The sequence below is a fragment of the Paenibacillus sp. FSL R7-0331 genome (assembly GCF_000758645.1).
Taxonomy (GTDB): Bacteria; Bacillota; Bacilli; order Paenibacillales; family Paenibacillaceae; genus Paenibacillus_AQ; species Paenibacillus_AQ camerounensis.
Map to the genome: position 1 here is coordinate 4521907 of NZ_CP009284.1, position 24674 is coordinate 4546580.

The 24674-nt window shown below is 52.5% G+C and carries 24 protein-coding genes; 2 read left to right on the forward strand and 22 right to left on the reverse strand.

Annotated features, from left to right (window positions below; translation table 11 throughout):
- The first annotated feature begins 105 nt into the window (after positions 1-105).
- Entirely contained in the window at positions 106-981 is an 876-nt protein-coding gene (gene proC, locus R70331_RS19410) for a pyrroline-5-carboxylate reductase (protein WP_042178117.1), read from the forward strand.
- A gap of 596 nt (positions 982-1577) precedes the next feature.
- Here the strand turns inward: proC and R70331_RS19415 are convergent.
- The 22 genes from R70331_RS19415 to R70331_RS19520 all read right to left on the reverse strand — a co-directional run bounded on the left by R70331_RS19415 (position 1578) and on the right by R70331_RS19520 (position 23546).
- A complete protein-coding gene (locus R70331_RS19415) occupies positions 1578-2303 on the reverse strand; it encodes a DnaD domain-containing protein (protein WP_042178118.1) in 726 nt (241 codons plus the stop codon).
- Positions 2304-2325: 22 nt separating this feature from the next.
- Positions 2326-3621: an asparagine--tRNA ligase gene (gene asnS, locus R70331_RS19420; RefSeq protein ID WP_042178120.1), complete on the reverse strand. Its 1296-nt coding sequence runs from the start codon at positions 3619-3621 to the stop codon at positions 2326-2328.
- A 21-nt stretch (positions 3622-3642) separates the two neighbouring features.
- The gene (locus tag R70331_RS19425) at positions 3643-4851 is read right to left on the reverse strand and encodes an acetate/propionate family kinase (RefSeq protein WP_042178122.1); all 1209 of its coding nucleotides are present in this window, start codon (positions 4849-4851) and stop codon (positions 3643-3645) included.
- Positions 4848-5720, reverse strand: coding sequence for a 3-hydroxyacyl-CoA dehydrogenase family protein (locus R70331_RS19430; RefSeq protein WP_042178124.1), 873 nt, complete (start codon positions 5718-5720; stop codon positions 4848-4850). The genes R70331_RS19425 and R70331_RS19430 overlap by 4 nt, the downstream gene beginning before the upstream one ends.
- 132 nt (positions 5721-5852) lie before the next feature.
- The gene (locus R70331_RS19435; RefSeq protein WP_042178126.1) at positions 5853-7355 is read right to left on the reverse strand and encodes an AAA family ATPase; all 1503 of its coding nucleotides are present in this window, start codon (positions 7353-7355) and stop codon (positions 5853-5855) included.
- Positions 7348-7890, reverse strand: a complete 543-nt coding sequence (locus R70331_RS19440) for a hypothetical protein (protein WP_042178130.1) — start codon at positions 7888-7890, stop codon at positions 7348-7350. The genes R70331_RS19435 and R70331_RS19440 overlap by 8 nt, the downstream gene beginning before the upstream one ends.
- 384 nt (positions 7891-8274) lie before the next feature.
- A complete protein-coding gene (locus tag R70331_RS19445; protein ID WP_042178131.1) occupies positions 8275-8793 on the reverse strand; it encodes a cell wall elongation regulator TseB-like domain-containing protein in 519 nt (172 codons plus the stop codon).
- Positions 8794-8861: 68 nt separating this feature from the next.
- Positions 8862-10163 carry an amidohydrolase gene (locus R70331_RS19450; RefSeq protein WP_042178135.1) on the reverse strand — a complete coding sequence of 434 codons (1302 nt, stop codon included), beginning with the start codon at positions 10161-10163 and terminating at the stop codon, positions 8862-8864.
- Positions 10150-10803: a redox-sensing transcriptional repressor Rex gene (locus R70331_RS19455; RefSeq protein ID WP_042178137.1), complete on the reverse strand. Its 654-nt coding sequence runs from the start codon at positions 10801-10803 to the stop codon at positions 10150-10152. Before R70331_RS19455 ends, R70331_RS19450 begins: the two co-directional genes overlap by 14 nt.
- Before the next feature lie 131 nt (positions 10804-10934).
- On the reverse strand, positions 10935-13793 hold the full coding sequence (gene dinG / locus R70331_RS19460) for an ATP-dependent DNA helicase DinG (RefSeq protein ID WP_042178139.1): 2859 nt from the start codon (positions 13791-13793) through the stop codon (positions 10935-10937).
- Between the two features lie 117 nt (positions 13794-13910).
- The gene (locus tag R70331_RS19465) at positions 13911-14552 is read right to left on the reverse strand and encodes a tetratricopeptide repeat protein (RefSeq protein WP_042178141.1); all 642 of its coding nucleotides are present in this window, start codon (positions 14550-14552) and stop codon (positions 13911-13913) included.
- A gap of 114 nt (positions 14553-14666) precedes the next feature.
- Positions 14667-15050 carry an aspartate 1-decarboxylase gene (panD, locus tag R70331_RS19470; protein ID WP_042178143.1) on the reverse strand — a complete coding sequence of 128 codons (384 nt, stop codon included), beginning with the start codon at positions 15048-15050 and terminating at the stop codon, positions 14667-14669.
- The gene (gene panC / locus R70331_RS19475; RefSeq protein WP_442950588.1) at positions 15043-15885 is read right to left on the reverse strand and encodes a pantoate--beta-alanine ligase; all 843 of its coding nucleotides are present in this window, start codon (positions 15883-15885) and stop codon (positions 15043-15045) included. Before panC ends, panD begins: the two co-directional genes overlap by 8 nt.
- A gap of 49 nt (positions 15886-15934) precedes the next feature.
- The gene (gene panB / locus R70331_RS19480) at positions 15935-16801 is read right to left on the reverse strand and encodes a 3-methyl-2-oxobutanoate hydroxymethyltransferase (protein WP_042178147.1); all 867 of its coding nucleotides are present in this window, start codon (positions 16799-16801) and stop codon (positions 15935-15937) included.
- 325 nt (positions 16802-17126) lie between these two features.
- Positions 17127-17927: a biotin--[acetyl-CoA-carboxylase] ligase gene (locus tag R70331_RS19485; protein WP_052419127.1), complete on the reverse strand. Its 801-nt coding sequence runs from the start codon at positions 17925-17927 to the stop codon at positions 17127-17129.
- A complete protein-coding gene (locus R70331_RS19490) occupies positions 17917-19395 on the reverse strand; it encodes a CCA tRNA nucleotidyltransferase (RefSeq protein WP_042178149.1) in 1479 nt (492 codons plus the stop codon). The genes R70331_RS19485 and R70331_RS19490 overlap by 11 nt, the downstream gene beginning before the upstream one ends.
- A 10-nt stretch (positions 19396-19405) precedes the next feature.
- On the reverse strand, positions 19406-20563 hold the full coding sequence (gene bshA, locus R70331_RS19495) for an N-acetyl-alpha-D-glucosaminyl L-malate synthase BshA (RefSeq protein WP_042178150.1): 1158 nt from the start codon (positions 20561-20563) through the stop codon (positions 19406-19408).
- An 83-nt stretch (positions 20564-20646) separates the two neighbouring features.
- Complete coding sequence (gene bshB1, locus R70331_RS19500; RefSeq protein WP_042178152.1) at positions 20647-21357, reverse strand: bacillithiol biosynthesis deacetylase BshB1; 711 nt, start codon at positions 21355-21357, stop codon at positions 20647-20649.
- Positions 21357-21779: a methylglyoxal synthase gene (gene mgsA, locus R70331_RS19505; RefSeq protein WP_042178154.1), complete on the reverse strand. Its 423-nt coding sequence runs from the start codon at positions 21777-21779 to the stop codon at positions 21357-21359. The genes bshB1 and mgsA overlap by 1 nt, the downstream gene beginning before the upstream one ends.
- Before the next feature lie 17 nt (positions 21780-21796).
- Positions 21797-22600 (reverse strand): 4-hydroxy-tetrahydrodipicolinate reductase, encoded by an 804-nt coding sequence (dapB, locus tag R70331_RS19510; RefSeq protein ID WP_042178156.1) that lies wholly within the window; start codon positions 22598-22600, stop codon positions 21797-21799.
- Positions 22601-22635: 35 nt separating this feature from the next.
- Positions 22636-23157 (reverse strand): tetratricopeptide repeat protein, encoded by a 522-nt coding sequence (locus R70331_RS19515; protein ID WP_042178158.1) that lies wholly within the window; start codon positions 23155-23157, stop codon positions 22636-22638.
- 59 nt (positions 23158-23216) lie between these two features.
- Entirely contained in the window at positions 23217-23546 is a 330-nt protein-coding gene (locus R70331_RS19520) for a nucleotide pyrophosphohydrolase (RefSeq protein ID WP_042178160.1), read from the reverse strand.
- Between the two features lie 159 nt (positions 23547-23705).
- Between R70331_RS19520 and R70331_RS19525 the strand changes: the two genes are divergently transcribed.
- Positions 23706-24575 carry a YitT family protein gene (locus R70331_RS19525; protein WP_042178162.1) on the forward strand — a complete coding sequence of 290 codons (870 nt, stop codon included), beginning with the start codon at positions 23706-23708 and terminating at the stop codon, positions 24573-24575.
- Positions 24576-24674: the final 99 nt, after the last annotated feature.

Sequence of the window (24674 nt, forward strand, 5' to 3'; positions counted from 1 at the left end):
AGTGAGGTTAAGCTCACAAAACTCAAGGCTATGCTTACGAAGCAAGTTTTGTACGCAGATCATTCAGTGAGGTTAAGCTCACAAAACTTTTAGGGGGACTTATACATGTGTCAGCAACCTTCCACTCCGCTTATCAAGGAACAGATTGTCTTTTACGGGGCAGGCTCGATGGCAGAGGCCATTGTACGGGGTATGATCGCCCGCAGCGTTATTGCCTCGGATAGCATTACTATGCTCAACCGCAGCAGCAGTGAGCGGCTTGCCGAGCTGCGCAGCCGTTACGGCGTACAAGCCAGCAACGACCCGCAGCAAAAAACAGAGATCCTCAAGAATGCCCAGGTTATTGTCCTGGCGATGAAACCGAAGGATGCTGCTGAAGCACTGCGCGGGCTTGCCCCTCTGCTGTCGCCGGAACAGATTATCGTGTCTGTTATTGCCGGACTGACCATCCGCACGATCCAGGGTCTGCTCGGCACACAACAGCCGGTCGTACGCACCATGCCGAACACCTCAAGCACAATCGGTCTCGGCGCGACAGGCATCGCCTTCTCTAAGGAAGTAGACGAATCCGGCCGCCGTCTGGGACTGAACATTTTTGAATCAGTCGGTATCACCTCTGTTATTGAAGAAGAACGGATGGAGATTCTCACAGGCATCTCCGGCAGCGGACCTGCTTACATCTATTACATGATGGAAGCCATGACTGCCGCAGGCATCCGCGGCGGCTTGACACCTGAGCAGAGCTCGGAGCTGACCGTACAAAGTGTACTGGGGGCGGCACGTATGGTGCAGCAGACCGGCGAAGATCCGGCATCCCTGCGCAAGAAGGTTACTTCACCTAACGGCTCCACCCAAGCGGCAATTGAAGCACTCGAAAAGGGTGATTTCTTCGAAACCGTCATCTCCGCAGTGAACCGCTGTGCTGAACGTTCCCGTGAGATGGGCGCAGCAGTTGAGAAAGAGCTGTTTAAGAACCAGTAAGGCCCTCAACAGTTCATCATGCCGGCAATTTTCATCCGGCTGCGATATAGGCCGCGCAACATTTTTCACCCGGCATATTTATCAGCCAGCCCGCCTGCGGCACTTTGAAGTTCTTTTAGCATAAGTGTATTTTGTACAACTAAAAGTAGAGATTTTCCGCCTTTGTGTCATATAACTGCACTCCATACAACTAAAACAGCCTAAATGAGCTTAAATCACTCCATTCCGTAATTATAGCTGTATAAACTACACTTAAAAGGCGATTGGTTATAGAATCAGCTGTTTTAATTGCACATAATACATCTAAACGGCAGCAGCACAGTATCCACCTCCGCCGTCATAACCAGCAACACCCCTGTCAGCATCCTCAAGGATGACTGGCAGGGGCGTTTTTATTAGCCGGCTCTATATAAAGATTCAAATCAAACCAGCGGGCCTGTAAGCGGTTCATCCAGAATCAGACGAAAATGTGCCTCTTGAGCAGCGTGGTTCTTGATATACACCCGGTAATTCCCGTCTGCTGGTACCTTTGCAACAAGCACAAAAAACCTGCCGGACTTGGTTTCCCAAGCCGGCAGGCTTCACATAAGGCACCGTCATCTTCCGCCGCCACGGAATTTCTGGTTATAATTCTTGACGTCCTGGGCATTCTTCACCCGGTTACGTGACCATTCCAGCAGGATACGGTCGATATAACGGAAATGAACCTTGCCCGCAAATACAGATTCTTTCAGTGCCAGCAGGATAAGCTCCTCCGGATACCGGTCCTGATCCACCCAGCCGGAGATCGTCTCGCATTCCATCGGGGACAGCGGCCGGCCGAATTCCTTCTCGAATATACTGAACAGATTGCGGCTCTCCGGCTCTGCAGCCGCAGGGGAGTTCCCGGCAATCCGGGTAACAGCATGTCCAGAATGCTGGGCGCCGGAACCTCTGCCATCAGCCGCCTCTTGTGCAGCTTCAGCAAGGACGTTGCCCAGCTTATTGAATAGCCCGGTAAAATTGTACTGCTCGTAATGTAAATCCCTAAGCTCGTCATTGGCTCCATCAATGCTGATAAAGCCTTCCTTCATCAGCTTCTGCAGCTCTCCGGCAATTACGGAGATACTACGTCCGGTCACACTTTGCAGATCCTCTAGCGACGGGAACTCAATGCCCTCCACCTGCCGGAAAGACAGCATATGGATAAGAAGCATCGTTTCATCGCTGCTGAGATTCAGCTTCCGGTAATATTTTAAGAGTGCATAAGGAATGACGGCCATCCCGTGCTGAAGGCCGAACGCTGCACCTTCACCCCAGGTATTCCATCCTTTGCCGTCCATACTTCTGCTCCCTTCACTTTATTTACGGGTATAAACGGTACAGTGTACGAGGGAACGGAATCGTTTCGCGCACATGATCCAGACCGCAGATCCAGGCTACTGTACGCTCAAGGCCCAGCCCGAAGCCGGAGTGAGGCACGGAGCCGTAGGTACGCAGATCCATATACCACTTGTAAGTGTCCATCGACAAATTATGCTCCTTAAAGCGTTGCTCCAGCAATGCCGGATCATCGATACGCTGCGATCCGCCGATAATCTCGCCGTAACCTTCAGGTGCGATCATATCTGCACAGAGTACAACCTCAGGACGTTCAGGGTGCGGTTTCATATAGAATGCTTTGAAGGAAGCCGGATAATGCGTAATGAATACCGGCTTATCGTTGGCTTCGGCAATCGCTGTTTCATGCGGTGCACCGAAGTCATCGCCCCAGGCAATTTCATGACCGTTATCATTCAGGAACTTAATAGCATCATCGTAAGTAATCCGCGGGAACGGTGCTTTGATGTTCTCCAGCTTGGATACATCACGGCCTACCGCTTCAAGCTCGGCGCGGCAATTCGTAAGTACGGATTGAACGATAAAGCTGATGAAATCCTCCTGTACCTTCAGGCTTTCTTCATGGTCAGTAAAGGCCATTTCCGGCTCGATCATCCAGAACTCAATCAGATGGCGGCGGGTCTTGGATTTCTCTGCACGGAAGGTTGGTCCGAAGGAATAAACCTTGCCAAGCGCCATTGCTGCAGCTTCCATATACAGCTGGCCGCTCTGTGTCAGGTAGGCATCCTCATCGAAATACTTTGTATGGAACAGATTGGTGGTTCCTTCAGCCGAAGTTGGTGTCAGGATCGGCGGATCTACCTTGGTAAAATCATTTTCGTTAAAGAACTGCTGAATCGCACGGATAATCTCCGCACGGATAACGAGTACCGCACGCTGCTTCGAGGAGCGAAGCCAGAGGTGACGGTGATCCATCAGGAAGTCAACGCCATGCTCCTTAGGGGTAATCGGATAATTCTCAGTGAGATGCAGCACTTCAATGCCGGTAACCGTCATTTCATATCCGGACTGGCTGCGCGGCTCTTCACGGATAATGCCCGTTACATATAGGGAGCTTTCCTGGGTAAGGCTTTTAGCATCATCCCATACCTGCTCAGGCACTTCTGATTTCACCACAACACCCTGGATATAGCCTGTACCGTCACGAAGCTGCAGGAATTGAATTTTACCGCTGGAGCGCTTGTTGTTTACCCAACAACCGATGACAACACTCTCTCCCACATGCTCATTCACATTCTTGATCACACTTTTGTTAGCCATGCCTAAGATCTCTCCTCTAATTTAGCCGTTAATTCCTTGCACCAGACGATAAGTATCGCGGGCAATGACAAGCTCTTCGTTTGTCGGAACCACCAGCACCTGCACCTTGGAATCAGCTGTAGAGATGCGGCGCGGATCGCCGGAACGAACCTTGTTGGCCTCGACATCAAGCTCAATACCAAGGAACGTCAGATTGTTCAGTACTTTTTCACGCAGCAGCGAAGCATTTTCGCCCACACCGGCAGTGAAGACAATAATATCCACACCGTTCATGGCTGCTGCATAAGAACCGATATATTTGCGCAGACGGTATTCGTACATTTCAAAAGCAAGCGTAGAGTTAGCTTCGCCCTTCTCTGCCCCGTCAATAATATCGCGCATGTCACTGCTCACGCCGGAAATAGCCAGCAGGCCGCTGTGCTTGTTCAGCATGGAGTTGACTTCACCGACAGACAGCTCTTCCTTGTTCATCACATAAGGAACGATAGCCGGATCAAGGTCACCGCTGCGTGTTCCCATCATCAGGCCTTCAAGCGGAGTCATCCCCATCGAAGTGTCTACAGAAACGCCGCCCTGAACCGCGGTTACGCTGGCACCGTTACCGATGTGACAGGTAATGATCTTCAGGTCTTCCAGCGGACGGTCCAGATACTCGGCAGCAGCTTTGCTTACGAAATCATGGGAGGTACCGTGTGCGCCATAGCGGCGGACTTTGTATTTGTTGTACAGCACTCTAGGAATGGCATACATATAAGCTTTTTCAGGCATAGTCTGGTGGAACGCAGTGTCAAAAATAACAGCCTGCGGAACACCCGGCATATTGATTTCAGTTGCTGTAATCCCCATTACTGCAGCAGGGTTGTGCAGCGGAGCAAGGTCGAACAATTGACGGATCTTCGATTTAGCATCGCCGCTCACCAAGGAAGATTCCTTGAAATATTCGCCCCCGTGCACTACACGGTGGCCCACAGCATTAATTTCTTCAATAGAGCTGATTACCCCGTGTACACTGTCAGTCAGACAGGCGAGCACTTTACGGATAGCAGTGTTGTGCTCAAGAATTTCGCTGACTTCGGTTACTTCCTGTTTACCGGTCGGCTTGTGGGTCAGAATGGAGGAATCCATCCCGATACGTTCAACCAGGCCTTTAGCCAGAACGGACTCATCCGTCATATTATACAGCTGATATTTCAGAGAGGAACTGCCGGAGTTAATTACTAAAACGTTCATATACGGTCACCATCCTTGTCATACTTGAAGAAGCCTTCGCCGGATTTCGCACCCAGTTGTCCTGCACGCACCATTTTCTTAAGAATCGTGGACGGACGGTATTTAAGCTCGCCGTATTCACGGAACATGTTCTCAAGTGCGGCAAGTACAGAATCCAGACCGAAGCGGTCAGCCATTTCAAGCGGTCCGTGCTGGAACTGGTAGCCGATACGCATAGCATCATCGATATCTTCAGGCGAAGCGACACCTTCCTGCAGAACATGCATAGCTTCGTTAATGAACAGGCAAATTAGGCGTGAAGTTACAAATCCCGGGGATTCGTAGATCATAACGCCCTTCTTCTCAACGATTTCATCGACAAAGGTTTTGGTATCCTCGAACGTACTCTCCGAAGTTTTCAGGCCGCGCACGATTTCAACGAGATCCACCTTGCCGACAGGATGGATGAAATGCATACCGATAACACGTTCTGGATACATTGTAGAGCTGGCAAGCTCTGTAAGGCTAAGTGTAGACGTATTGCTGGCCAGGATGATATGGCTCGGACATACCTGGTCAAGCTGGTTAAATACTTTTTGCTTATCTTCCAGATCTTCAGTAATCGTTTCGATGACCATATCGCAGGAGCTGAGCTCGGCAAAATGTGTCACTTTCTGGATACGGCTCAGAATCAGCTTCTTCTCAGCCTGGGTAATAGCCCATTTCTCCAGCTGTTTGTCGAGGCTTGTCTCGATCATTTCGTAGGAGTAGTCCAGTCTTTCAGCATTTTTCTCCACTAGTAATACATCCAGGCCTTTGGCTGCCAGCATTTCAGCAATCCCTTGACCCATTGTGCCACCGCCGATGACACCGATTTTTTTAAACTTCATTTAAAAGCCTCCATCCTTTCAGGTATCTATACTTTTGTATTGTACCTTGTCTGTCGAAAAAAATATGTAGCACGACATATAATAATATCTTAGCATGTCTGAAAAGTAAAAAAAAATAACCGGCATAAATATTTATGCCGGTAATTTTACACTGTCACGAAATTGACAACGAAATTGCTCTCCGGAGAGGACTTCTTCCTTCATAAGGATGTCAAGGGAGTAATCAAAGATGTTCCGTTGATGTTCCAGCAGATCACGAGTACGAATCATAAGCTCATCCAGTATTTTACTGTTTTCCTTCATAAGCTCTTCTGTGGTAACCATTTGCAGATTCGCGATGCCCAGTGAGGTGAGGCCGGACTTCATCATAGTCTCTACGATATTAAGCGCCTGGTCAAAATCACCGCGTGAGCCTGTGCTGCGCCCCCCGTAATACATTTCCTCAGAGGCCGCGCCCCCAAGCGCAATCATAATCTGATGCTCCAGATAATCCTTAGTATACAGGTACTGCTCTGTCTGCGGATTGTGCCGTACATAACCGAGTGCCTGTCCCCGCGGAGTCAGCGTTACCTGGCTTACACTTCCCGGACGCAGCAGCTCTGCCATAATCGCATGCCCCAGCTCGTGGATCGCCACCCGGCGTTTTTCTTCCTGGTTGGTTTCGCGGTCGGTTTTCTCACCCATCATGACCTTATCAATCGCGGAGGACAGATGCCGCTGCTCAACCTGGGTCAAATTCTCGCGCATCATATAAATGGCAGCCTCGTTCATAACACTTTCCAGCTGTGCGCCGGAGAAGCCGTAAGCCTCCTCGGCAATTCTGTCCAGATCAACAGCCGGATGCAGCGGCTTATTCTTGGCGTGAAGATCAAGAATTGACTTACGGCCTTTCTTGTCCGGCATATCGACCTGGATGTGACGGTCAAAGCGGCCCGGGCGCAGCAGTGCGGAATCCAGCATTTCTTTGCGGTTCGTTGCCGCAACCAGCAGGATACGCGGTGTATCGCTGTTATAGATCCCGTCCATCTCCGTCAGCAGCTGATTCAGCGTCTGATCATACTCACGCTGCTGTCCGCCTTCACGTTTACCCCCGATAACATCAATCTCATCAATAAAAATAATAGCACTCTGCTTATTTTCCTTAACAGCACGTGTACGGGCATCCTTGAACAGATCACGGATACGTCCGGCACCGACACCTACGTACATTTCCACAAACTCACTGCCTGATGCTGCCACAAATACGGAATTGGTATAATGAGCCGCGGCTTTAGCCATCAGTGTCTTCCCTGTTCCCGGAGGGCCTGTCAGAAGAATCCCTTTGAGCGGGCGGATGCCGAACTTGCTGATCTCCTCATGCCGGATCAAAAAGTCAAGCGCCTCACGCAGCTCCTGCTTTGCGTTATCCTGTCCGCCGATCTCTTCAAAGGTCAGCTTAGACGGTCCGTTCTTCTTACGCTTCTTGTCTGCTCCGGCATTAACAGTCAATCCGCCGCGCAGATGGGCAATCACCAGCAGAGCGGCAACCATACCGGCAGCAATAATCACCGGAACAATATTAATTCCGACAAAAGCCATAAAGATCAGCAGGACCGGCGCAAAACCGGCGAGGACTTCCTTCCAGTACTTAGGCATTATTCCACACTCCCATCGACCCGGGAACCCGCGGTAAAATGATGAATTTGCTCTGTTTACCGTCACTCAGGCTCACGTAGACGTTATTATCATCAATTTCTGTTGTAGCGGTCACGTCTTTATACTCTGTATTTTGTGTTTTGAGTCCGTCAAGCTTAGCCGGAATCAAGGTATATTTGCGGCTTTCCATCGCTTCTGCGACCGAAAACATCGCCTTTTCCCAGTATTCATCCAGCAGCTGGCTTGAGTTCTGGTCAACATCTAGTTTCAGCGTCCGGCCGCCCATGGCCGACTTGCCTTCTGTATTCACATACTGTACAAGCTCACGCAATTTGGTTCCCGGCTCAAGCTCAAGTTTCAAAGTAACTTCATTGCGGTTAATACTAATATGTGATTCATTGACTCCTTCATAGGATGATACAATCTTCTGGAGCGGCTCCTGCACAGCGAACTGGCGATAAGCATACCAGCCTCCAAACAACAGCGCAGCAGACAGCAGAGACGTTAACAGTACAGGCATAAGACGTAATTTCAAGAAACGTCCTCCTCTCAGATGTAAGCCAATCAATATATAATAGATTAAGATAGCATGTCTAGCGTTTTTCATAATCCGGCATGCTCTTTCGCATGTCTTAAGTACAAGCATTAGTATATCATAGGTGTATATACGATTCCGCAAAAAAATGTGAATATATTTAAAATTTTCGGTACTAATTATTGGGTATTACTTCTTTGCTTCTTTTTCATATCGGCAAAAAAGACATGAATGATAAGCTCATTCATGTCTTTTATTTGTGACTTCAGGCATATTCTGTTTAGTATTCCGTCTTATCTGCATTGCTATAGATATACTATAATCATCGGAAATGACAACTCTTTTGTATATCACACAAAGCATATTCCAGTATATTCGACCGTCTTATTGACTAGGCAAGCTATAGCCGTCCCCGATGGCCGTACCATCGGCAAAACGGTAGAACCGGTAATAGTACCGGCCCTCCTGCTTGTAAAAGACCTGCCACACATACTCCCCGTTAAATACGCCGGGCAGGAGCCGCCGGATGTCGGCACCGGGCAGCTCGGCAGCAAGCCGGTCCTGCATCTGCTGCTCGGAAGTGCCGCCGTCCAGCTCAGCCGCATACACATCGTTGTCGCCCCCTGCCGGCTTGCCGTCAAGTGTAAAGCGGACCCATACCATCAGCCTGGTGCCGGCCTCATTGGTGCCCTTAAGCACCCAATAGGCTGAGTTCTCATCCCAGACAGACTTTTGCGCTTTGGTCACTTCAGTCAGCCCTGCACGGGCTCTGGCCACTTCTTTGGCTGCGCTGCGCTCAGCCCACTGGTCCTTCATAATAAAGGCATAGAACTGCCCGAGTCCGAACAAAAGGAGCAGTACCGCGCTGACCGCCAGCGGAAGCCATTTTTTCCTTTTCCTCAAAATACAGCTCCCTTTCCTCTATATAACCTCTGTATCAATAACGGCAGCACCGCTTGTAACTAACCCTCTTACCGTTTGAGCAGGCTTTCGAAAGTCTCCTGCGCTTTGCGGCGGATCTCCTCTTCATCCAGCGTCAGGCACTGGCCGTCCTTCACCACCTGCTTGCCGTTAACCCAGACATGCGCCACGTCTTTTGCACTTGCTGAGTATACCGCGTGGGAGAGCAGGTCGGAATGAGGAAGAAGATGCGGCTGGTCAATGTCAATGGCAATAAAGTCTGCCTTCATGCCTGCAGCCAGGCGGCCCACATTAGCCAGATAGATGGAGGAGGCCCCGTATTCCGTTGCCATCAGCAGCGCTTCCGGTGCAGGCACAGCTGTCGGGTCACCGCTGACGCCTTTGTGGATCAGGGCGGCAAGCCGCATCTCTTCGAACATATCCAGATTGTTGTTGCTGGCTGCCCCGTCGGTGCCGAGTGAAACCTTGACTCCCGCCTTCAGCAGTTCCGGCACACGGGCAACCCCGCTCGCCAGCTTCAGGTTGCTGCCAGGGTTATGGGATACTCCGACATTGTACTTCGCCAGAATCTCAATTTCCTCATCATTCAGATGAACGCCATGGGCAATCAGGGATGGCCGGGTGAACATACCAAGCTTCTCCAGATGTGCCACAGGACGAAGGCCGTAATCAGCGACATTCTGTTCCACTTCATGGCGTGTCTCAGACATATGCGTATGCATCGGCAGATCCAGATCATGGGCTGCCTGTACAAATTTCATGAAGAAATCCGGAGGACAGGTGTACGGCGCATGCGGTGAGAGCATAGCTGTAATTCTGCCGTCCGCCTTACCGTGCCAGCTGCGCGCGAATTCTACAGCTTCTGCCAGCTTCTGATTCTGCACATCTTCAGGACACAGGCCGATCGCGCCGCGCATCAGTACAGCACGAATGCCGGAAAGCTCCGTAACCTCTGCTACCCGGTCCATATGATCGTACATATCAAGGAAGGTTGTTGTTCCGCCCTTTAACATTTCCAGGACAGACAATGCTGTTCCCCAGTACACATCATCACCGGTAAATTTCGCTTCCATCGGCCACATTTTTTCCTGCAGCCAGGTCTGAAGCACCATATCGTCACCATACCCGCGCAGCAGTGACATCGCTGCATGGCCGTGGGTGTTGACCAGTCCCGGCATGAACAGCAGGCGGCTGCCGTCAACCGTCAGAACGCCCTCTTCGGCTGCAGGCTTGTCTTCCCCTATGTATGTGATCAGATCATCCTCTATAGTCATATAACCGCTCAGGACAGGCTTAAGCGAGCCCGGCACAAGAAACCGGCCGTTCACGATTATGGTTTTATTGCTGCTCATCTCTTATTTCGTCCTTTCCGTCATGCAAATAGTAGGCCAAGCTCTGCAGATCCGTTGTAAAATCAGCTGCATGAATACGTATCGTCGGCGGGGTCTTCAAAATAACCGGCGCAAAGTTAAGAATGGCTTCAATGCCCGATTCCACCAGGATATCAGCAACATTCTGCGCTTCGCTGTCGGGTACCGTAATAATACCGATCCGGATTCCCTGTTCACGAATGGTCCGGCCCAGCTCCTCCATCGGCTGAACGGTCAGGGAGTTGATCTTTTGTCCCACTTTAGGAGCGTAGGAATCAAAGATGGCTGTTATTTTCATTGTATCCTTAAGATAGGCATTGTAGTTTGAAAGGGCATGGCCAAGGTTACCGGCTCCTACCAGCGCAACGTTGATCTGCTGGTCAAGCTTGAGGATGTGACGGATTTTTTCGATCAGATAAGACACATCGTAGCCGATGCCCTTCCGGCCGAAATCACCGAAATAAGCCAGATCCTTGCGGATCTGAGCCGGATTAAGATCAAGCTTCTGTCCCAGCTCCTGGGAAGAAACGGTTGCAATTTCACGCTTCTGGAGATCATTCAGGAAACGCAGGTACACAGGGAGCCTGCGTACGACAGCCTCTGATATTTTGTCCGATTTCATGTATTCTCCTCCTAAATTTAGTCTTGCTCTGATGATGCTCAGATGTGTATGAAATCCGCATCCGTCCCCTTATCAATCAACGGGAGACGGAGGCGGGCTCTGGACAATAAATAGATAATGACGCAAAGTCTTTATGAAATGCCGCCTTCCAGCCATTCCTCAATTCTCGGAACCATCTGGTCGGTCAGCATATGCTCCATCTTGGGTCCGGGCAGCGAATAGAGGAAATACTTTCCGTAGTAAGACTCGATTACCCTGGTATCATATACAATGACAATTCCCCGATCCTGAGCGGTACGAACCAGCCGGCCGAAGCCCTGCTTGAAGCGGATAACCGCCTGGGGAACCGACAGCTTCATGAACGGATTCTTTTTCTGCGCCTGGAGCAGCTCTGACTTGGCCTCTGCAAGCGGGTGGTTAGGCGGCTGAAACGGAAGTCTCACAATAGCCAGACAGGTAAGAGCATCACCGGGAATATCCACGCCTTCCCAGAAGCTGCTGGTGCCCAGAAGTACGGCTGCCGGACTGTCCTGGAACCGCCGGATCAGCTTGCTGCGGCTGCCCCCTTCAATTCCTTGTCCAAGTACGGCGATATCCTCCGAGGACAACGCTTCCTTGAGCGGATCGTAGACCTGCCTCAGCATCTTATAAGAAGTAAACAGCACCAGCATGCGTCCTCTCGTTGCAATTGCCGCTTCTGCCAGCGAATGCACAAGCTTGTCAACAAACCGCGCATCCCCCACACTGCCCTTAATACTCGGAAAATCACGCGGAATAACGAGCAGTGCCTGCTCACGGTAATTAAACGGTGAAGGCAGCAGTGCCGTCATCAGCCTGTCCTGCTGCGCGGCTTCGCCCAGACCAAGATTATCAATCATAAACTGAAAGGATTTATCCACAGACAGCGTGGCCGAGGTCAAGGTTATACTCTTTTTCTTATCGAAGAACAGCTCCTTGAGCTGGGTGCTGACATCCACCGGAACAGCATACAGCTGCAGTGATTTGCCGCGGTAGTTGCTGCTGCCCTCCATCCAGTACACAATATTCTCGTCATTCAGACCCATGAAGAAGCGGATCTGCTCCCGGATGGACGTCAGGTCCTTGAACAATCCGCCGATGTCGGTAACCAGGCTGTCTGAGGATGACTGGCTGTCGGTATCACGCATCTCACTGAGCATCTTGTCGCCCCTGCGGATGATATCGCTGAGGCAGAGATTCAACGTATTCTCCAGTGCAGCCAGCTCTTCCCAGTCCCTCGGCTTTTTGCCGGGATGCAGGCGTGACACCAGCTGCCCCGCTTCTCCGGCTGCCGCATCACTGCGGTCAGGCAGCAGGCCGAACAGCTTGTCGCTCAGCACATCCCATGTCTCCTTGACGGTCAGCAGATCCGGATAGATCCGGTCAATGACGCTGCTCCATTCGGAAGCCTGCTCGCTTCCTGAAGACTGCAAAGTCTGGCGCAGCGCCGGAAGCTGACCGTTCTTACTGTCCTTATACAGCCGCGTGAGCGTATGGGCTACTGTAAAATACTTCATCTGCATGCCCAGATGCTTACCGGCCACATCCTCCAGATGATGCGCCTCATCAATGATAAGATGCTCGTAGGCAGGCAGCAGCTGATGCCCGGCCTTCACATCTGCGAACAGCTTGGAATGATTCGTAATGACTACATCGGCAATGCCCGCTTCATGCTTGGCCCGGTGATAATAACATTTCCGGAACCACGGGCAGGCCCGGCCCAGACAGGAATCAGTGTCGCTGGCGACGCTCTCCCAGAAATCGCCGCCCCGGCCGCTTAGATTCAGCTCCTCGTCGTCGCCTGACTGTGTCTGGGTAAGCCACACAAGCATTTGCGCTGCAGTGAGCGATTCTTCCCTGGTGCTCACGAAGTCTTTATTATTTATTTTATGTTCAAACTTGCGCAGACACAAATAGTGCCCTCTTCCTTTAAAGACGGCAGCCTTGAACGGAAACGGAACCACTGTGGTCAGGAGAGGGATATCCCGCTCGCGCAGCTGATCCTGCAGGTTGATAGTATGTGTGCTGACCATTACCTTCTGATCCGTGCGCACACTGTGATAAATTGCCGGCAGCAGATAACCCAGCGATTTGCCGGTTCCGGTGCCTGCTTCAATCAGCAGGTGCTTCTCCTCCTGAAGGGCGGTCTTTACTTCACCAATCATAATCTCCTGCGCTTCACGCGCCTCATACTGCGGCAGCGTATCTTTCAGGCGGACCGTTACCTCGGACATATAGTCCTCAAAGGATACATTCTCCAGAGGGCTGCCTGAACCCTCTTCGCGGGGCGGAGCAAGCTCTGCCCAATCACCGACAGCCAGCGCCAGCTGACGGTGAAACGTAAGCTCACCCTCCGGCTGAAAGGTCTCCATCTCCCGCTCGTGCAGCAGACCGTCAAAGTACCAGGCCAAATCGCTGTCCTCACCGGCAAACAGCTCATTAAGCCGCTGAATCGTCAGCAGCGGAAGGCTGTACAGCTCATCCAGGCATTTAAGCAGCGCAAGCGCAGTAGCGAGCGCATCGCTGTCCGCCTGATGCGGACGGTCATGCGTCAGGCCGAAATGCGCGCTTACTGCACCGAGCTGATACGTGGAGAGCGACGGAAAGCATATTTTGAGAAAATCAATCGTATCGAGAATTCTCCCCTGAAAAGGCAGATAACCGCAGCGGTCCAGGGCATTCTGTAAAAAGTGGAAATCAAAGGCGACATTGTGCCCTACAAGCACAACATCGTCGAGCAGCGGGACCAGCTCCATCATCATCTCATCCAGCTCCGGCGCATCCGCAACATCATCGTCGGTAATGCCGGTCAGGCCTGTAATAAAAGGAGGAATCGGTGTTCCGGGCTTGACATAGGACCCATATACCCGGGAGACGGTCCGGTCTTCTTCTATAATGGCAAGGCCAACCTGGATGATCTCACCCACAGATTGGGTTCCCGTAGTTTCAAAATCAAGCACGGCAAATTTCATTGTAAGTTCTATTCCCTTTCACTTGAGACTCCTTATCAGCATAACAGAAGTTACGTAAAAAGGCGATGCAAGCCGCTTGTTTCAAGTGGATGCACCGCCTAAATAAAATGGCTATTATTACAAAAGCGAAACCAGCTGGTCCCCGAACTGCAGCTTTCCGCCTTTTTTGCGGCAGACCTCCAGATTGATGTTTGGCTCCGGCAATGCCGGATCATGCAGCAAAGACAGACCAAACAGCTCACTTGCTTCATGGAAGCGTTCCTGGGAGGCCCTGATGCAGCCTAGCGCATTATAGACCATAGCCTTAAGCTTGCTCTCACGGATCAGGGCAAGCATATGATTCAGGTGGGCCCAGGCCGCATCTCCTTCGCCTTCCTGCAAATAAGCCATAGCCAGATACAAGCGGGCAGCCAGACTGTCCGGGTACCTCCCGATCACCTCCTGGAACTGCCCGATGCATTTGCCGTACATCAGCAGCTTATAATAACCCTGTCCCCTGACGAAAGATTCCATAGCCAGCTCAGGAGCCTCCTGCTGCGGCATGTCATCCTCAGGCTCAAGCTGCAGCTCGGTCTGCTCCCTGAACTCACTCAGCTTCTCGGCAAAGACCAGCCACTCATCCATAACTTTATCGCTAAGCCTGTGAAGCATGTTGTACTTACGGATCAGATCATTCCGGGACTCCCCCTCCGCAGAAGGGTAGTCACGGGCAATCTCCTGGAGCATCTTGTTCATTTCAGCAAATAAATGTTGAAACATGAGGACATCCCCCTTTACTGAACATGAAATCAGCCTAAGCTTGCCTGCCTTCATTTTTCGCAAAGTCGGGGCCGTTCATCCCTGCCATTGATTACATGGCTTATTTCAAGCGGATCAGGCGATTGTTGCGTGCAATTCGTGGTCAGCCAGTTTAACCGGCTTGTTGTCAGCATCCACAAATACAACCGTAGGCTTGTGTCCGGACAGCTCTTCGGAGGACAGCATTGCATAAGAGATAATGATCACTGTATCACCGGGCTGTACCAGACGGGCTGCTGCCCCGTTCAGGCAGATGACGCCGCTGCCGCGAGGGCCCGGAATCACGTAGGTTTCCAGACGGGAGCCGTTATTATTATCAACAATCTGTACCTTTTCGTTCTCGAGCAGATCGGCCGCTTCCATCAGATTCTCATCGATCGTGATGCTGCCGACGTAATTCAGATTGGCCTCTGTCACGGTCGCACGGTGGATTTTAGATTTCATCATATGTCTAAACAAGGGCGGGTACCTCCTTTGGAATAAATACATTATTATCAATCAGCCGGGTTCTGCCGAATTTGACAGCCAGTGCAATGATAATCTCTCCCTGGACAGCCGCCAGCGGAGAATCCTCCCCCAGCATCTCCAGATCAGGAAAAGACAAGATCTCCGTATAATCAATCACAGCAAGCGGAGCAGCAGAGATTTCCGAAACCAGCAGCTTTTGCGCTTCACTCACAGTGCGCACCGATCCTTCTTCCATTGCCTGGCGCACAGCCCTCAGGGAACGGGAGAGCACAAGCGCCTGGCTGCGCTCCTCTGTAGAAAGATAGACGTTGCGCGAACTGAGCGCCAGCCCGTCATTTTCGCGGACGATCGGACAGGCAATAATCTCTACATTCATATTGAGGTCGGATACCATCCGGCGAAGTACTGCCACCTGCTGGGCATCCTTGAGCCCGAAGAATGCATAATCAGGCTGCACCATATTAAACAGCTTGTTAACAACAGTAGTTACACCGTCGAAATGCCCCGGGCGGGAAGCACCGCAGAGCCGGGTAGTCAGTGAGGATACCGAGATCTTGGTAAGCGTAGGCTGCGGGTACATTTCCTCCACACTTGGAATAAAAACAATATCCGCACCTTCGCGTTCGGCAAGCTCCAGATCACGTGCTTCATCACGCGGATAAGAGGCATAATCCTCATTCGGGCCGAATTGCAGCGGATTGACAAAAATGCTCATCACCACTGTATTGCTCTTCTCACCGGCCTTGCGCAGCAGACTGGCATGTCCTTCATGAAGATAACCCATAGTCGGCACAAACCCGATCGGGGTATGCCCGCCCTGACGCATATAATCAAGCGCTTCGCGCAATTGTGCTACTGTTCTGACTACTCTCATCTTACTTCACTCCTTTTTTGGCAGCGCCGTATAAAGATTCCAGTACTTGCTCATCCGCTTTAAAAACATGGTCCTCAGCCGGGAAGGAACGCTCTTTCACTTCCTTGACGTAGCTGCTGATTCCCTCACGGATGATGCCGCCGACGTCGGCATAGGTTTTGACAAAACGCTTCTCCCGGTATGGCGAGGCATAGCGCACCAGATCATGGAACACAAGCACCTGCCCGTCGCAGTACCGGCCTGCCCCAATGCCAATTGTCGGAATGCTGAGCGCCTTTGTAATGGCTTCCGCCACTTCTTCCGTTACCAGCTCCAGAACAATTCCGAACGCTCCGGCCGCTTCAAGCGCCTTTGCCTCATTCATCAGCCGCTGTGCATCCTCAGGGTCTTTGCCTTGAATCCGGTAGCCGCCGATCATATTGACCGACTGCGGGGTCAGGCCGATATGGCCTAGAACCGGCACGCCCGCCTTCGTAACTGCAGACACGGCATCACAGATTTCAAGCCCCCCCTCCATCTTCACAGCATGGGCACGGCCCTCCTGCATCAGTCTGCGCACACCGCGCAGTGTCTCATCCACACTTCCGTGATAGGTCATGAACGGCATATCTGCCACGATAAATGTGTTCTGCGCTCCCCGGACGACAGAGCGGGTATGGTAGACCATATCATCGATCGTTACCGGCAGTGTCGTATCATAGCCGAGCACTACATTTCCAAGTGAATCACCGACGAGGATCAGGTCAATCCCTGCCTCCTCCGCCAGCAGTGCCGAAGGATAATCATAAGCGGTCAGCATGCTCAGCGGCACACCGTCCGCTTTCATTTTTTTCATTTTTACAATGTTCAGTGCATGTTTGTCAGCCACTCTCTCCATTCCCCTTTTCGCAATTAAAATACGCGTAAACGCGCAAACAAAAAAACCCTTTAGCATAATCGGCTAAATAGGTCCGAAGGGCAAAAAAGAGTCACTCGCGATCGTCCCTTCTGTCTCGGTCCTTACGGCTCAGAGCAGAATCCAACGTAACCGTGTTGTACAGTTATGAAGGTACATCCAAAAGCAATTACTCAATACTTAAAGCCTAGCCGGAGTACAGTTCACAATTCAGCGATACCGTCTCTGTCCATAGTATACCAAAACCTGACGGCAATTACACGAAAAAAATATGACAAGGGATGGAACCCTTGTCATATCAGATCATTTCTATCTCCCCTGACAGGATGCTGGTGATGTTGCCAGCCTCATCCTGCAGCAGCAGTCCGCCGCTCTCATCCAGCCCCACAGCTCTGCCTTCGCAGCGTCCCTGAGGCGTACTGAAGGAAATCTGGCGTCCGAGTGTTACTGACATTGACTCCCAGAGCTGCTTTACCGGCTGGAAGCCCTGTTCTATATATAGAGAGTACAGATACTCCACCTCTGTCAGTACAGCCTGTGTCAGTCGTTCCCGGTCGACCGGAATCCCGCCGCCTTCAATAAGCAGGGAGGTGCCGACACCCTGAAGATGGTCCGGGTAGTCCTCCTCGGTCAGATTAGCCGAAATTCCAATGCCGGCAATGGCATAATGCAGCCCGCCTTCCCGCAGGCAGGATTCCAGCAGAATGCCGCAGATTTTGCGTCCTCCGGCCAGCAGATCATTCGGCCATTTGATTCCGGCAGGCACGCCGGTCACTTCACGGATTGCCGTACAGACGGCAACCCCGGTAAGCAGTGTGAGCTGCGGCGTCAGCGCCAGCGGCAGGTCAGGACGGAGCACGATGCTCATCCAGATACCCTTGCCGCTTGGCGAATGCCACTTCCGGCCCATCCGGCCCCGGCCGCCGGTCTGCTCCTCTGCCCGGACGGCTGTGCCTTCCGGAGCTCCTGCCTCAGCAAGCTTTTTAGCTTCTTCCTGAGTCGATATTACAGAGTCAAGCAGTTGCAGACGATCTGCCCATCCGGAAACGAACGTATCCCGTGCCTGAAATCCGGATGCTGTCTTTCTATCATAATTCATGTATATCCATCCTTCTTGCTTCCTGAAGCAGTACTTGTCGGTCATTCGGGCTGTCTCCTGCCGCCACAGCAAGCAGCAGCTTATTCAGCAGCACGCCGAGCCACGGCCCGGGTGTCTTCTCAAGCAGGCCGGCCAGCTCCTTGCCGGACACCGCCAGATCGGCAAGTGAGCGAATCGGCATCTCTGCGGTCCATGACCGCAGGGCGGCTGGCGGGATGTGCTGGTGTAGGGGCGCTGCGTGGTTAGCAGCACGAGAGACGACATGGTCAGCGTGTGCTGCGTGGTTAGCAGCGCGAGAGACGACATGGTCAGCGTTTGCAGCGTGGTTAGCAGCGCGCAAGGCAGCAGCGTCGGCTGGCGCTGCCATGCCGGCGCCTGAGTCCTGCACAGGCGGCTCCGCGCCGCCTGCACGGCCTGCAGCGGCCTGCGGCAGCGCCGCAAGCAGCGTCACCCACCCATCGGCGGCTTCCGCGCCGATGGACAGCACGGCGGCTATCCAGCGCCGCCGCAGCTGCTCCGTAGCGCCGGGAGTATCCGGCGCTACGGAGGCCAGCGCCGCGTCCCATGCCTCGCGGACGCGGAGCACGGCGGCGATGCTGCTGCGCGCCGCCCCCGGGAACGTCCATGCCCGCAGGAGCTTGTCGGCCGCTTCGGCCGACTGCCCCAGGGCATGGAGGAGGAGCGCCCACCGCAGGCGGGCGCTCTCCAGTTCCCCGATCCCGGCCAGCATGGCGGCGGCAGCCGCCAATGCTTCGCCGGTCCAGGGGAACGGGGCCTTGCCGCGCGCAAGCAGACCGCTGCGCGCAAGCAGGCCGAGGCCGCGCACAGGGTGCGGCCCCTCGACGATGCGCTCCGTCTCGGCGCGTACGCGCTCGACGGCGATATGCGCCAGCTTGTCCCGCTGGCGCAGCAGCCCCCGCCACGTATTCTTGGCGACGGCAAAATCCAGCACCGACGCGAACCGCACACAGCGCAGCATGCGCAGTGCGTCCTCGTCGAAGCGTTCCTCCGCGCTGCCTACGCAGCGGACGCGGCGCGCCCCTAAATCCTGTGCGCCCTGAAACGGGTCAACCAGCTCCCCGTCCAGTCCGCAGCAGATTGCATTGATTGTAAAGTCGCGCCGCCGCAGATCCTCTTTAACATCGCTTACAAAAGATACATGCTCCGGACGGCGGTGATCGGCATAGCCACTCTCCGTCCGGTAAGTGGTCACTTCAAAGCTGAAGCCGTCCTGCAGCACTGTAACCGTCCCGTGGGCAAGCCCTGTCGGGACACAGCGCGGAAAGACGGCCATAACCTCCTCGGGCAGCGCCGAGGTAGTCAGGTCGATATCATGAACCGGCCGGCCCAGCAGCTCATCGCGGATACACCCTCCGACGAAATAAGCCTCACGGCCGCTCTCAAGCAGCCCTGTAATCACCTTGCGGGCTGCCGCCGCCATACCGGCCGGTGCCATTGTCCATTCCATATCGTTCTCCTTACCCCCGGATGGCATCCATTCCGAGTACCTTGCGCCCTAGCACACGGTAATAAATATCCTCATATTGATTCGTAATGCTGTCTCTGCTGAAATCATTGCAGGACCGCAGCAGGCAGGCTTTTCTGAACTGCTCGGCCATTACCTCATCCGACAGCAGCTTTACTGCATACTTGGCCATTGCCGATGTGTCGCCGATAGGTGCGAGGAACCCGGTCTTGCCGTGCTGGACCAGCTCCGGAATGCCGCCAGCCTGTGAACCAATCGTCGGAACACCGCAGGCCATCGCCTCCAGCGCCACCAGCCCAAAGCTCTCCTTCTCCGAAGGGAGCAGCAGCAGATCGGCCAGCGAGATTACCTGTGCGATCTCATCCTGCTTGCCGAGGAAGCGGACCTTATGCTCAAGGCCCATCTCATTGATCTTAGCCTGAATCTTCGGCAGCTCCGGTCCTTCGCCTACAAGCAGGAGCTTGGCTTTGATCTCCCGGCTCACCTTGGCAAAAACATCAACAACATCGCCCACCCGTTTAACCGGCCGGAAATTGCTGATGTGCATCAGAATCTTTTCATCCGGATCGGCGTAATCGCCCCGGAGATCTGTAACATCGCGCGGATAGTACACCCGCTTGTCAACAAAGTTATAAGTCAGGTCGATATCACGTGTAATATCCAGTACCCGCCGGGTTTCGTTGATCAGATCAAGCGAGACAGCCGTTACCGCATCACTTTCATTGATGCCCAGGCGGATCAGGTCCTTCAGTGATTCATCCTGGCCCAGTACCGTAATATCCGTACCATGCAGGGTGGTGACGACCTTCATGTCATTGCCAAGCATCTGCTTGGCGAGAAATGCGCAGACGGCATGAGGCACCGCATAATGCACATGCAGCAGGTCCAGCCCCTGCATTTTGGCTACCTGTGCCATCTTGGTCGCCAAGGCCAGATCATAAGGAGGGTAACGGAATACATAATAATCGTTAACCTCAACCTCATGATAAAATATATTCTTCTGAAACGTTCCAAGCCGGAACGGGATACTGTGTGTAATAAAATGGACTTCATGGCCCTTTTCCGCCAGAAGCTTACCCAGTTCAGTCGCCACTACGCCCGAGCCGCCGAGAGACGGATAACAGGTGATGCCTATTTTTAGCCGGTTCATAGCTCCGTCCCCTTCGTAGACTGATCTCTTACTTTAAGTAATGTCATGGATTTATTATAGTTGCATCGCACAACAAAATAAAGCTATTCCGCTCTGCCCTTGTCAAGGAACAGGTCAACAGCATGGGGAACCCTGGTTGCGAAGCCTTCGGCAAAGGGAATGAGCCTGCGCTGGCCCAGCAGCATATCCCGCGAGCGGACGCGCTCGATGTATCCCTCATTAAGCGGAGTGGACACGACATCCTCACCGGGAGCCTTCTCGAACTGGGAACGGTAACAGGACAGCGCCTGCTCCTTCAGCGCATATTGCTCCGTTACATCCACAATAAGATCAGTACGGCCCAGATCATTAATGAAATAGAAATATAGCAGCGGCGCGGGCACCGCAGGCTTGTCCGGCATATATTTCCTCAGCTTGGCGTTAAATACAGCTTCCTCCACCAGCCTGCTGCAGGCAATATGGTCAGGATGCCTGTCCTCCCAAAAAGGTGCAAATACGACAGCCGGAGCAAACCGGCGGATTTCCGCAGTGACTGCCGACAGATGCTCTTCGGTCATATAGAGACCGCGGTCAGGCAATCCCAGATTAGTACGCACAACAGCGCCCAGCACATCGGCTGCCTGCTGCGCTTCCTGCTTGCGGCGCTCCACTGTGCCGTTCGATGACATTTCCGCAGCCGTCAAGTCACACAAGCCTACTTTGAGCCCGGCCGCAGTGTGCTTGGCGATTGTTCCCGCCATGCCGATTTCGGCATCATCGGCATGAGCGCCGAATACCAGAATATCCAGCTTCATTATTCATCAACACCCGGTTTGTATTTATGTACCAGCTCCCGCCAGCCGAAATCACCGCGGTCGATAGCCTTAACCAGAATTTCTGCTGTAGCGATATTAGTAGCAACCGGAATACCGTATACATCGCACAGGCGGAGCAGCGCCGTAATATCCGGCTCGTGCGGCTGTGCCATCAGCGGATCACGCAGAAATATAATCAGGTCCAGCTCATCCTGTGCTACCAGAGAGCCGATCTGCTGGTCGCCGCCCAGCGGGCCGGACATGAACCGGTTAATCTTCAGCTGAGTGGCTTCCATAATCCTCTGGCCTGTTGTGCCGGTCGAATACAGCTCCAGCCCGGTAAACACATTTTCATATGCGGTAACGAAATTGACCATTTCTTCTTTTTTTCGGTCATGCGCAATAAAGGCAATCTTTAGCATATTGATTTCTCCCCTGTCTATTCTATAAAATGCTCAAAGCCGTAAATCAGACCGGTATACCCCATAACCTTCTGGACACCCAGCTTAACCCCCGGCATATAACCTGCCCGTTCGTACGAATCATGACGGATTTTGAGCGACTGCCCGTAGCCGCCAAACACCACTTCCTCCTGGGCGAATACTCCCGGAAGACGCACACTGTGAATACGGAAGCCGTTGTAATAGCCGCCGCGTGAGCCTTCAATAAGCTCTTCCTCCTCAGGATGGCCCTGACGGAGCTCCGCTCTGGCCTCTGAGATCATTTCTGCCGTCTTAATTGCTGTACCTGAAGGAGCATCGAGCTTCTGATCTCCATGATACTCGATAATTTCCAGATGCGGGAAATATTTCGCTGCCTGAGCGGCAAATTTCATCATTAGAATCGCTCCGATGGAGAAGTTGGGAGCAATCAGCCCGCCGATACCCTGCTCCTGACATTGCTTGTCCAGCCCGGCAATCTGCTCCGGCGTGAATCCGGTAGTTCCGATAACCGGACGCACCCCGTATTTAATTGCAAGCGAAGTATTCGCATAAGCAGATTGCGGAATAGTAAAATCAACCATTACATCTCCGCGGCTCCCTGCTAAGGCAGCTTCCAGATCGGAAGTAACGGTTATTCCGCATTCCTCCAGACCCACCATACGTCCGGCATCCTTCTCGCCTGCAGAACGGTCTACCGCTGCTGCCAGCTCCAGACCTTCATCCTCCAGCACCAGCTTAACAACCTCTTTACCCATTTTGCCTCCTGCTCCGGAGACAATTACTCTGATCTTGTCGCTCACCTTTAACTCCTCCTCGCTTTCACTGGTTCCATTAGTTAGTGGATATATTTTTGCAATGACCTTTGCAGGTCTTTCATCAGCTGGCGCAATCCCGTGTCATCCGGATGAAGCGCAATAACCTCTTTCATGGCGGCAATCGCCTGCACATGCTCATTCATCCGGCTGTGCGCAATCGCCAGCCACACATAGGCGTCTCCATATAAGGGGTCCAGCGTAATCGCTTCTTTAAGAAGCGTGACCGGATGGTACGGATTGTACGTCCCAGCCGCGTCATCCTCCAGCAGCCGTTTGGCCTCCTGCACAAGCTGCAGCGCCTGCAGATGCTGAAGATGCAGCTGGTATTCAGGCTTTGTATCATCCAGCTTAACTGCTGCAACAGCATGCTCCAGCGCCTTCTCAACCATTCCGCTGCGGGCATACGTAATGGAGCAGCGGTATCTGACCTCGGCATCATCGGGACTGGCCGAAATCGCTGCCTCAAAAAAAGCAATCGCCTGTGCGAAATCACTGCGCAGTATGGAGCGGTATGCCGCCTTGACATAATCATTATGATTCATATCCTCACCATCCTTACGGCTAAATCCCGTTCGTTTGGTACAGCATATGATATAGTGGCCTAATCGGTGTTTTTAAGGGTCCAGCGGCCTGCATCCCGGGTATTGAACTTGTGCATTACTCTATTGTGGGCTTCCGTCAGGTCGATGCCCAGCGAATTCGCAAAGCATACTGTAATGAACAGGATATCACCCAGCTCCAGTTCAATGGAGTTATCAGCTTCATCCGCTTTTTTAGGCTTTTCGCCAAACTGGTGGTTCACTTCGCGCGCCAGCTCGCCCACTTCCTCGGACATCCGGGCCAGCATGGACAGCGGGCTGAAGTAACCTTCTTTAAACTGTGAGATATAAGCGTCAACCTCACGCTGAATATCGGCTAGACTTTTTTCCATAATTTTCAGCTGCGCCCCCCTGTATGTTCTTGCCTTATGTTTGCCCCTATGTTATCGTAAAGACGTTTTGAAGACAAATCTTTTTTATATTTACAGCTTCACTCCATACAAGCAAGACATCTATATTCTGCCCGCTCAAGGGCTTAGGCGAGGGATTAAATGAAATCATTAAAGATTATGAATATCAGCAAAACCATTGCACCCATCATGCTGGGTACAGCCGTATACGCGTTCGGGCTACTGTACTTTATTGTGCCTAACCAGCTGATGGAGGGCGGCGTTACCGGGATCACCATTTTGCTCAACTATGCATTTAACATCCCGATCTTCCTCACTACACTGCTGCTCAATCTTCCTCTATTCCTGGTCGGCTGGAAGGTGCTTGGTTCGAATCAGATTGTTTATACCGGGCTCGGGATCGGCTCCCTGACCTTTTTCCTGTGGGTATTTGAACAGGCGATTGCAAAAGGCTGGCTCGTCCCGTTCAGTACAGAGCATGATTTTATTCTCGCTTCATTATATGCAGGCGTGACGCTCGGCCTCGGTCTGGGTATCGTATTCCGTTACGGCGGTACAACCGGAGGGGTAGATATCGTGGCACGTATTCTCGGCCGCAAATTCGGCTGGAGCATGGGCCAGATCATTCTGGTTGTCGACATTATCATTATCGGCGCTTCCCTGCTCTACATACCCCGCGAAAAGATTTTGTACACCCTCGTAGCTGTCTTTATCGCTTCGCGCGTCATTGACTTTATTCAGGAAGGGGCATATGCCGCCAAAGCCTTCACGATAATCAGTGACGAAGCGCCGCAGATTGCCGACCTGATTACGGCAGAGATGGAGCGCGGTGTAACGCTGATTCCGGCTATAGGCGCCTACTCGAAGCAGGCCAAGCATATGGTATACTGCGTAGTCTCCCGCCAGGAGATCCGCCGTCTCAGCCAGCTGGTCAAGTCCGTCGATCCTACGGCTTTTGTTATTATCAGCGATGTCCATGATGTCATGGGCGAAGGCTTCCGGGAATCCTGAGCCGCAGCTGTTAACTGTAGTTTGTACAACTAGTTCCCTTGTTTTTAAGCTGACAGCAGCTTTAAGTGTAGTCTGTGCAACTATATTCGTTCTTTTGAA

What these genes read in the sequence shown, in the direction of transcription:
- mgsA (WP_042178154.1), bottom strand. Translation starts at nt 21,779, where the DNA reads ATGCTAAAGATTGCCTTTATTGCGCATGACCGAAAAAAAGAAGAAATG.
- R70331_RS19490 (WP_042178149.1), bottom strand. Translation starts at nt 19,395, where the DNA reads ATGGAATGGACAATGGCACCGGCCGGTATGGCGGCGGCAGCCCGCAAG.
- R70331_RS19450 (WP_042178135.1), bottom strand. Translation starts at nt 10,163, where the DNA reads ATGAGCAGCAATAAAACCATAATCGTGAACGGCCGGTTTCTTGTGCCG.
- R70331_RS19515 (WP_042178158.1), bottom strand. Translation starts at nt 23,157, where the DNA reads ATGAATCATAATGATTATGTCAAGGCGGCATACCGCTCCATACTGCGC.
- panC (WP_442950588.1), bottom strand. Translation starts at nt 15,885, where the DNA reads ATGCGTCAGGGCGGGCATACCCCGATCGGGTTTGTGCCGACTATGGGT.
- R70331_RS19485 (WP_052419127.1), bottom strand. Translation starts at nt 17,927, where the DNA reads ATGAATTATGATAGAAAGACAGCATCCGGATTTCAGGCACGGGATACG.
- R70331_RS19425 (WP_042178122.1), bottom strand. Translation starts at nt 4,851, where the DNA reads ATGAACGTTTTAGTAATTAACTCCGGCAGTTCCTCTCTGAAATATCAG.
- R70331_RS19455 (WP_042178137.1), bottom strand. Translation starts at nt 10,803, where the DNA reads ATGAAATCGGACAAAATATCAGAGGCTGTCGTACGCAGGCTCCCTGTG.
- R70331_RS19520 (WP_042178160.1), bottom strand. Translation starts at nt 23,546, where the DNA reads ATGGAAAAAAGTCTAGCCGATATTCAGCGTGAGGTTGACGCTTATATC.
- R70331_RS19465 (WP_042178141.1), bottom strand. Translation starts at nt 14,552, where the DNA reads ATGTTTCAACATTTATTTGCTGAAATGAACAAGATGCTCCAGGAGATT.
- dinG (WP_042178139.1), bottom strand. Translation starts at nt 13,793, where the DNA reads ATGAAATTTGCCGTGCTTGATTTTGAAACTACGGGAACCCAATCTGTG.
- asnS (WP_042178120.1), bottom strand. Translation starts at nt 3,621, where the DNA reads ATGGCTAACAAAAGTGTGATCAAGAATGTGAATGAGCATGTGGGAGAG.
- R70331_RS19525 (WP_042178162.1), top strand. Translation starts at nt 23,706, where the DNA reads ATGAAATCATTAAAGATTATGAATATCAGCAAAACCATTGCACCCATC.
- R70331_RS19435 (WP_042178126.1), bottom strand. Translation starts at nt 7,355, where the DNA reads ATGCCTAAGTACTGGAAGGAAGTCCTCGCCGGTTTTGCGCCGGTCCTG.
- proC (WP_042178117.1), top strand. Translation starts at nt 106, where the DNA reads ATGTGTCAGCAACCTTCCACTCCGCTTATCAAGGAACAGATTGTCTTT.
- bshB1 (WP_042178152.1), bottom strand. Translation starts at nt 21,357, where the DNA reads ATGAAGCTGGATATTCTGGTATTCGGCGCTCATGCCGATGATGCCGAA.
- R70331_RS19430 (WP_042178124.1), bottom strand. Translation starts at nt 5,720, where the DNA reads ATGAAGTTTAAAAAAATCGGTGTCATCGGCGGTGGCACAATGGGTCAA.
- R70331_RS19415 (WP_042178118.1), bottom strand. Translation starts at nt 2,303, where the DNA reads ATGGACGGCAAAGGATGGAATACCTGGGGTGAAGGTGCAGCGTTCGGC.
- bshA (WP_042178150.1), bottom strand. Translation starts at nt 20,563, where the DNA reads ATGAACCGGCTAAAAATAGGCATCACCTGTTATCCGTCTCTCGGCGGC.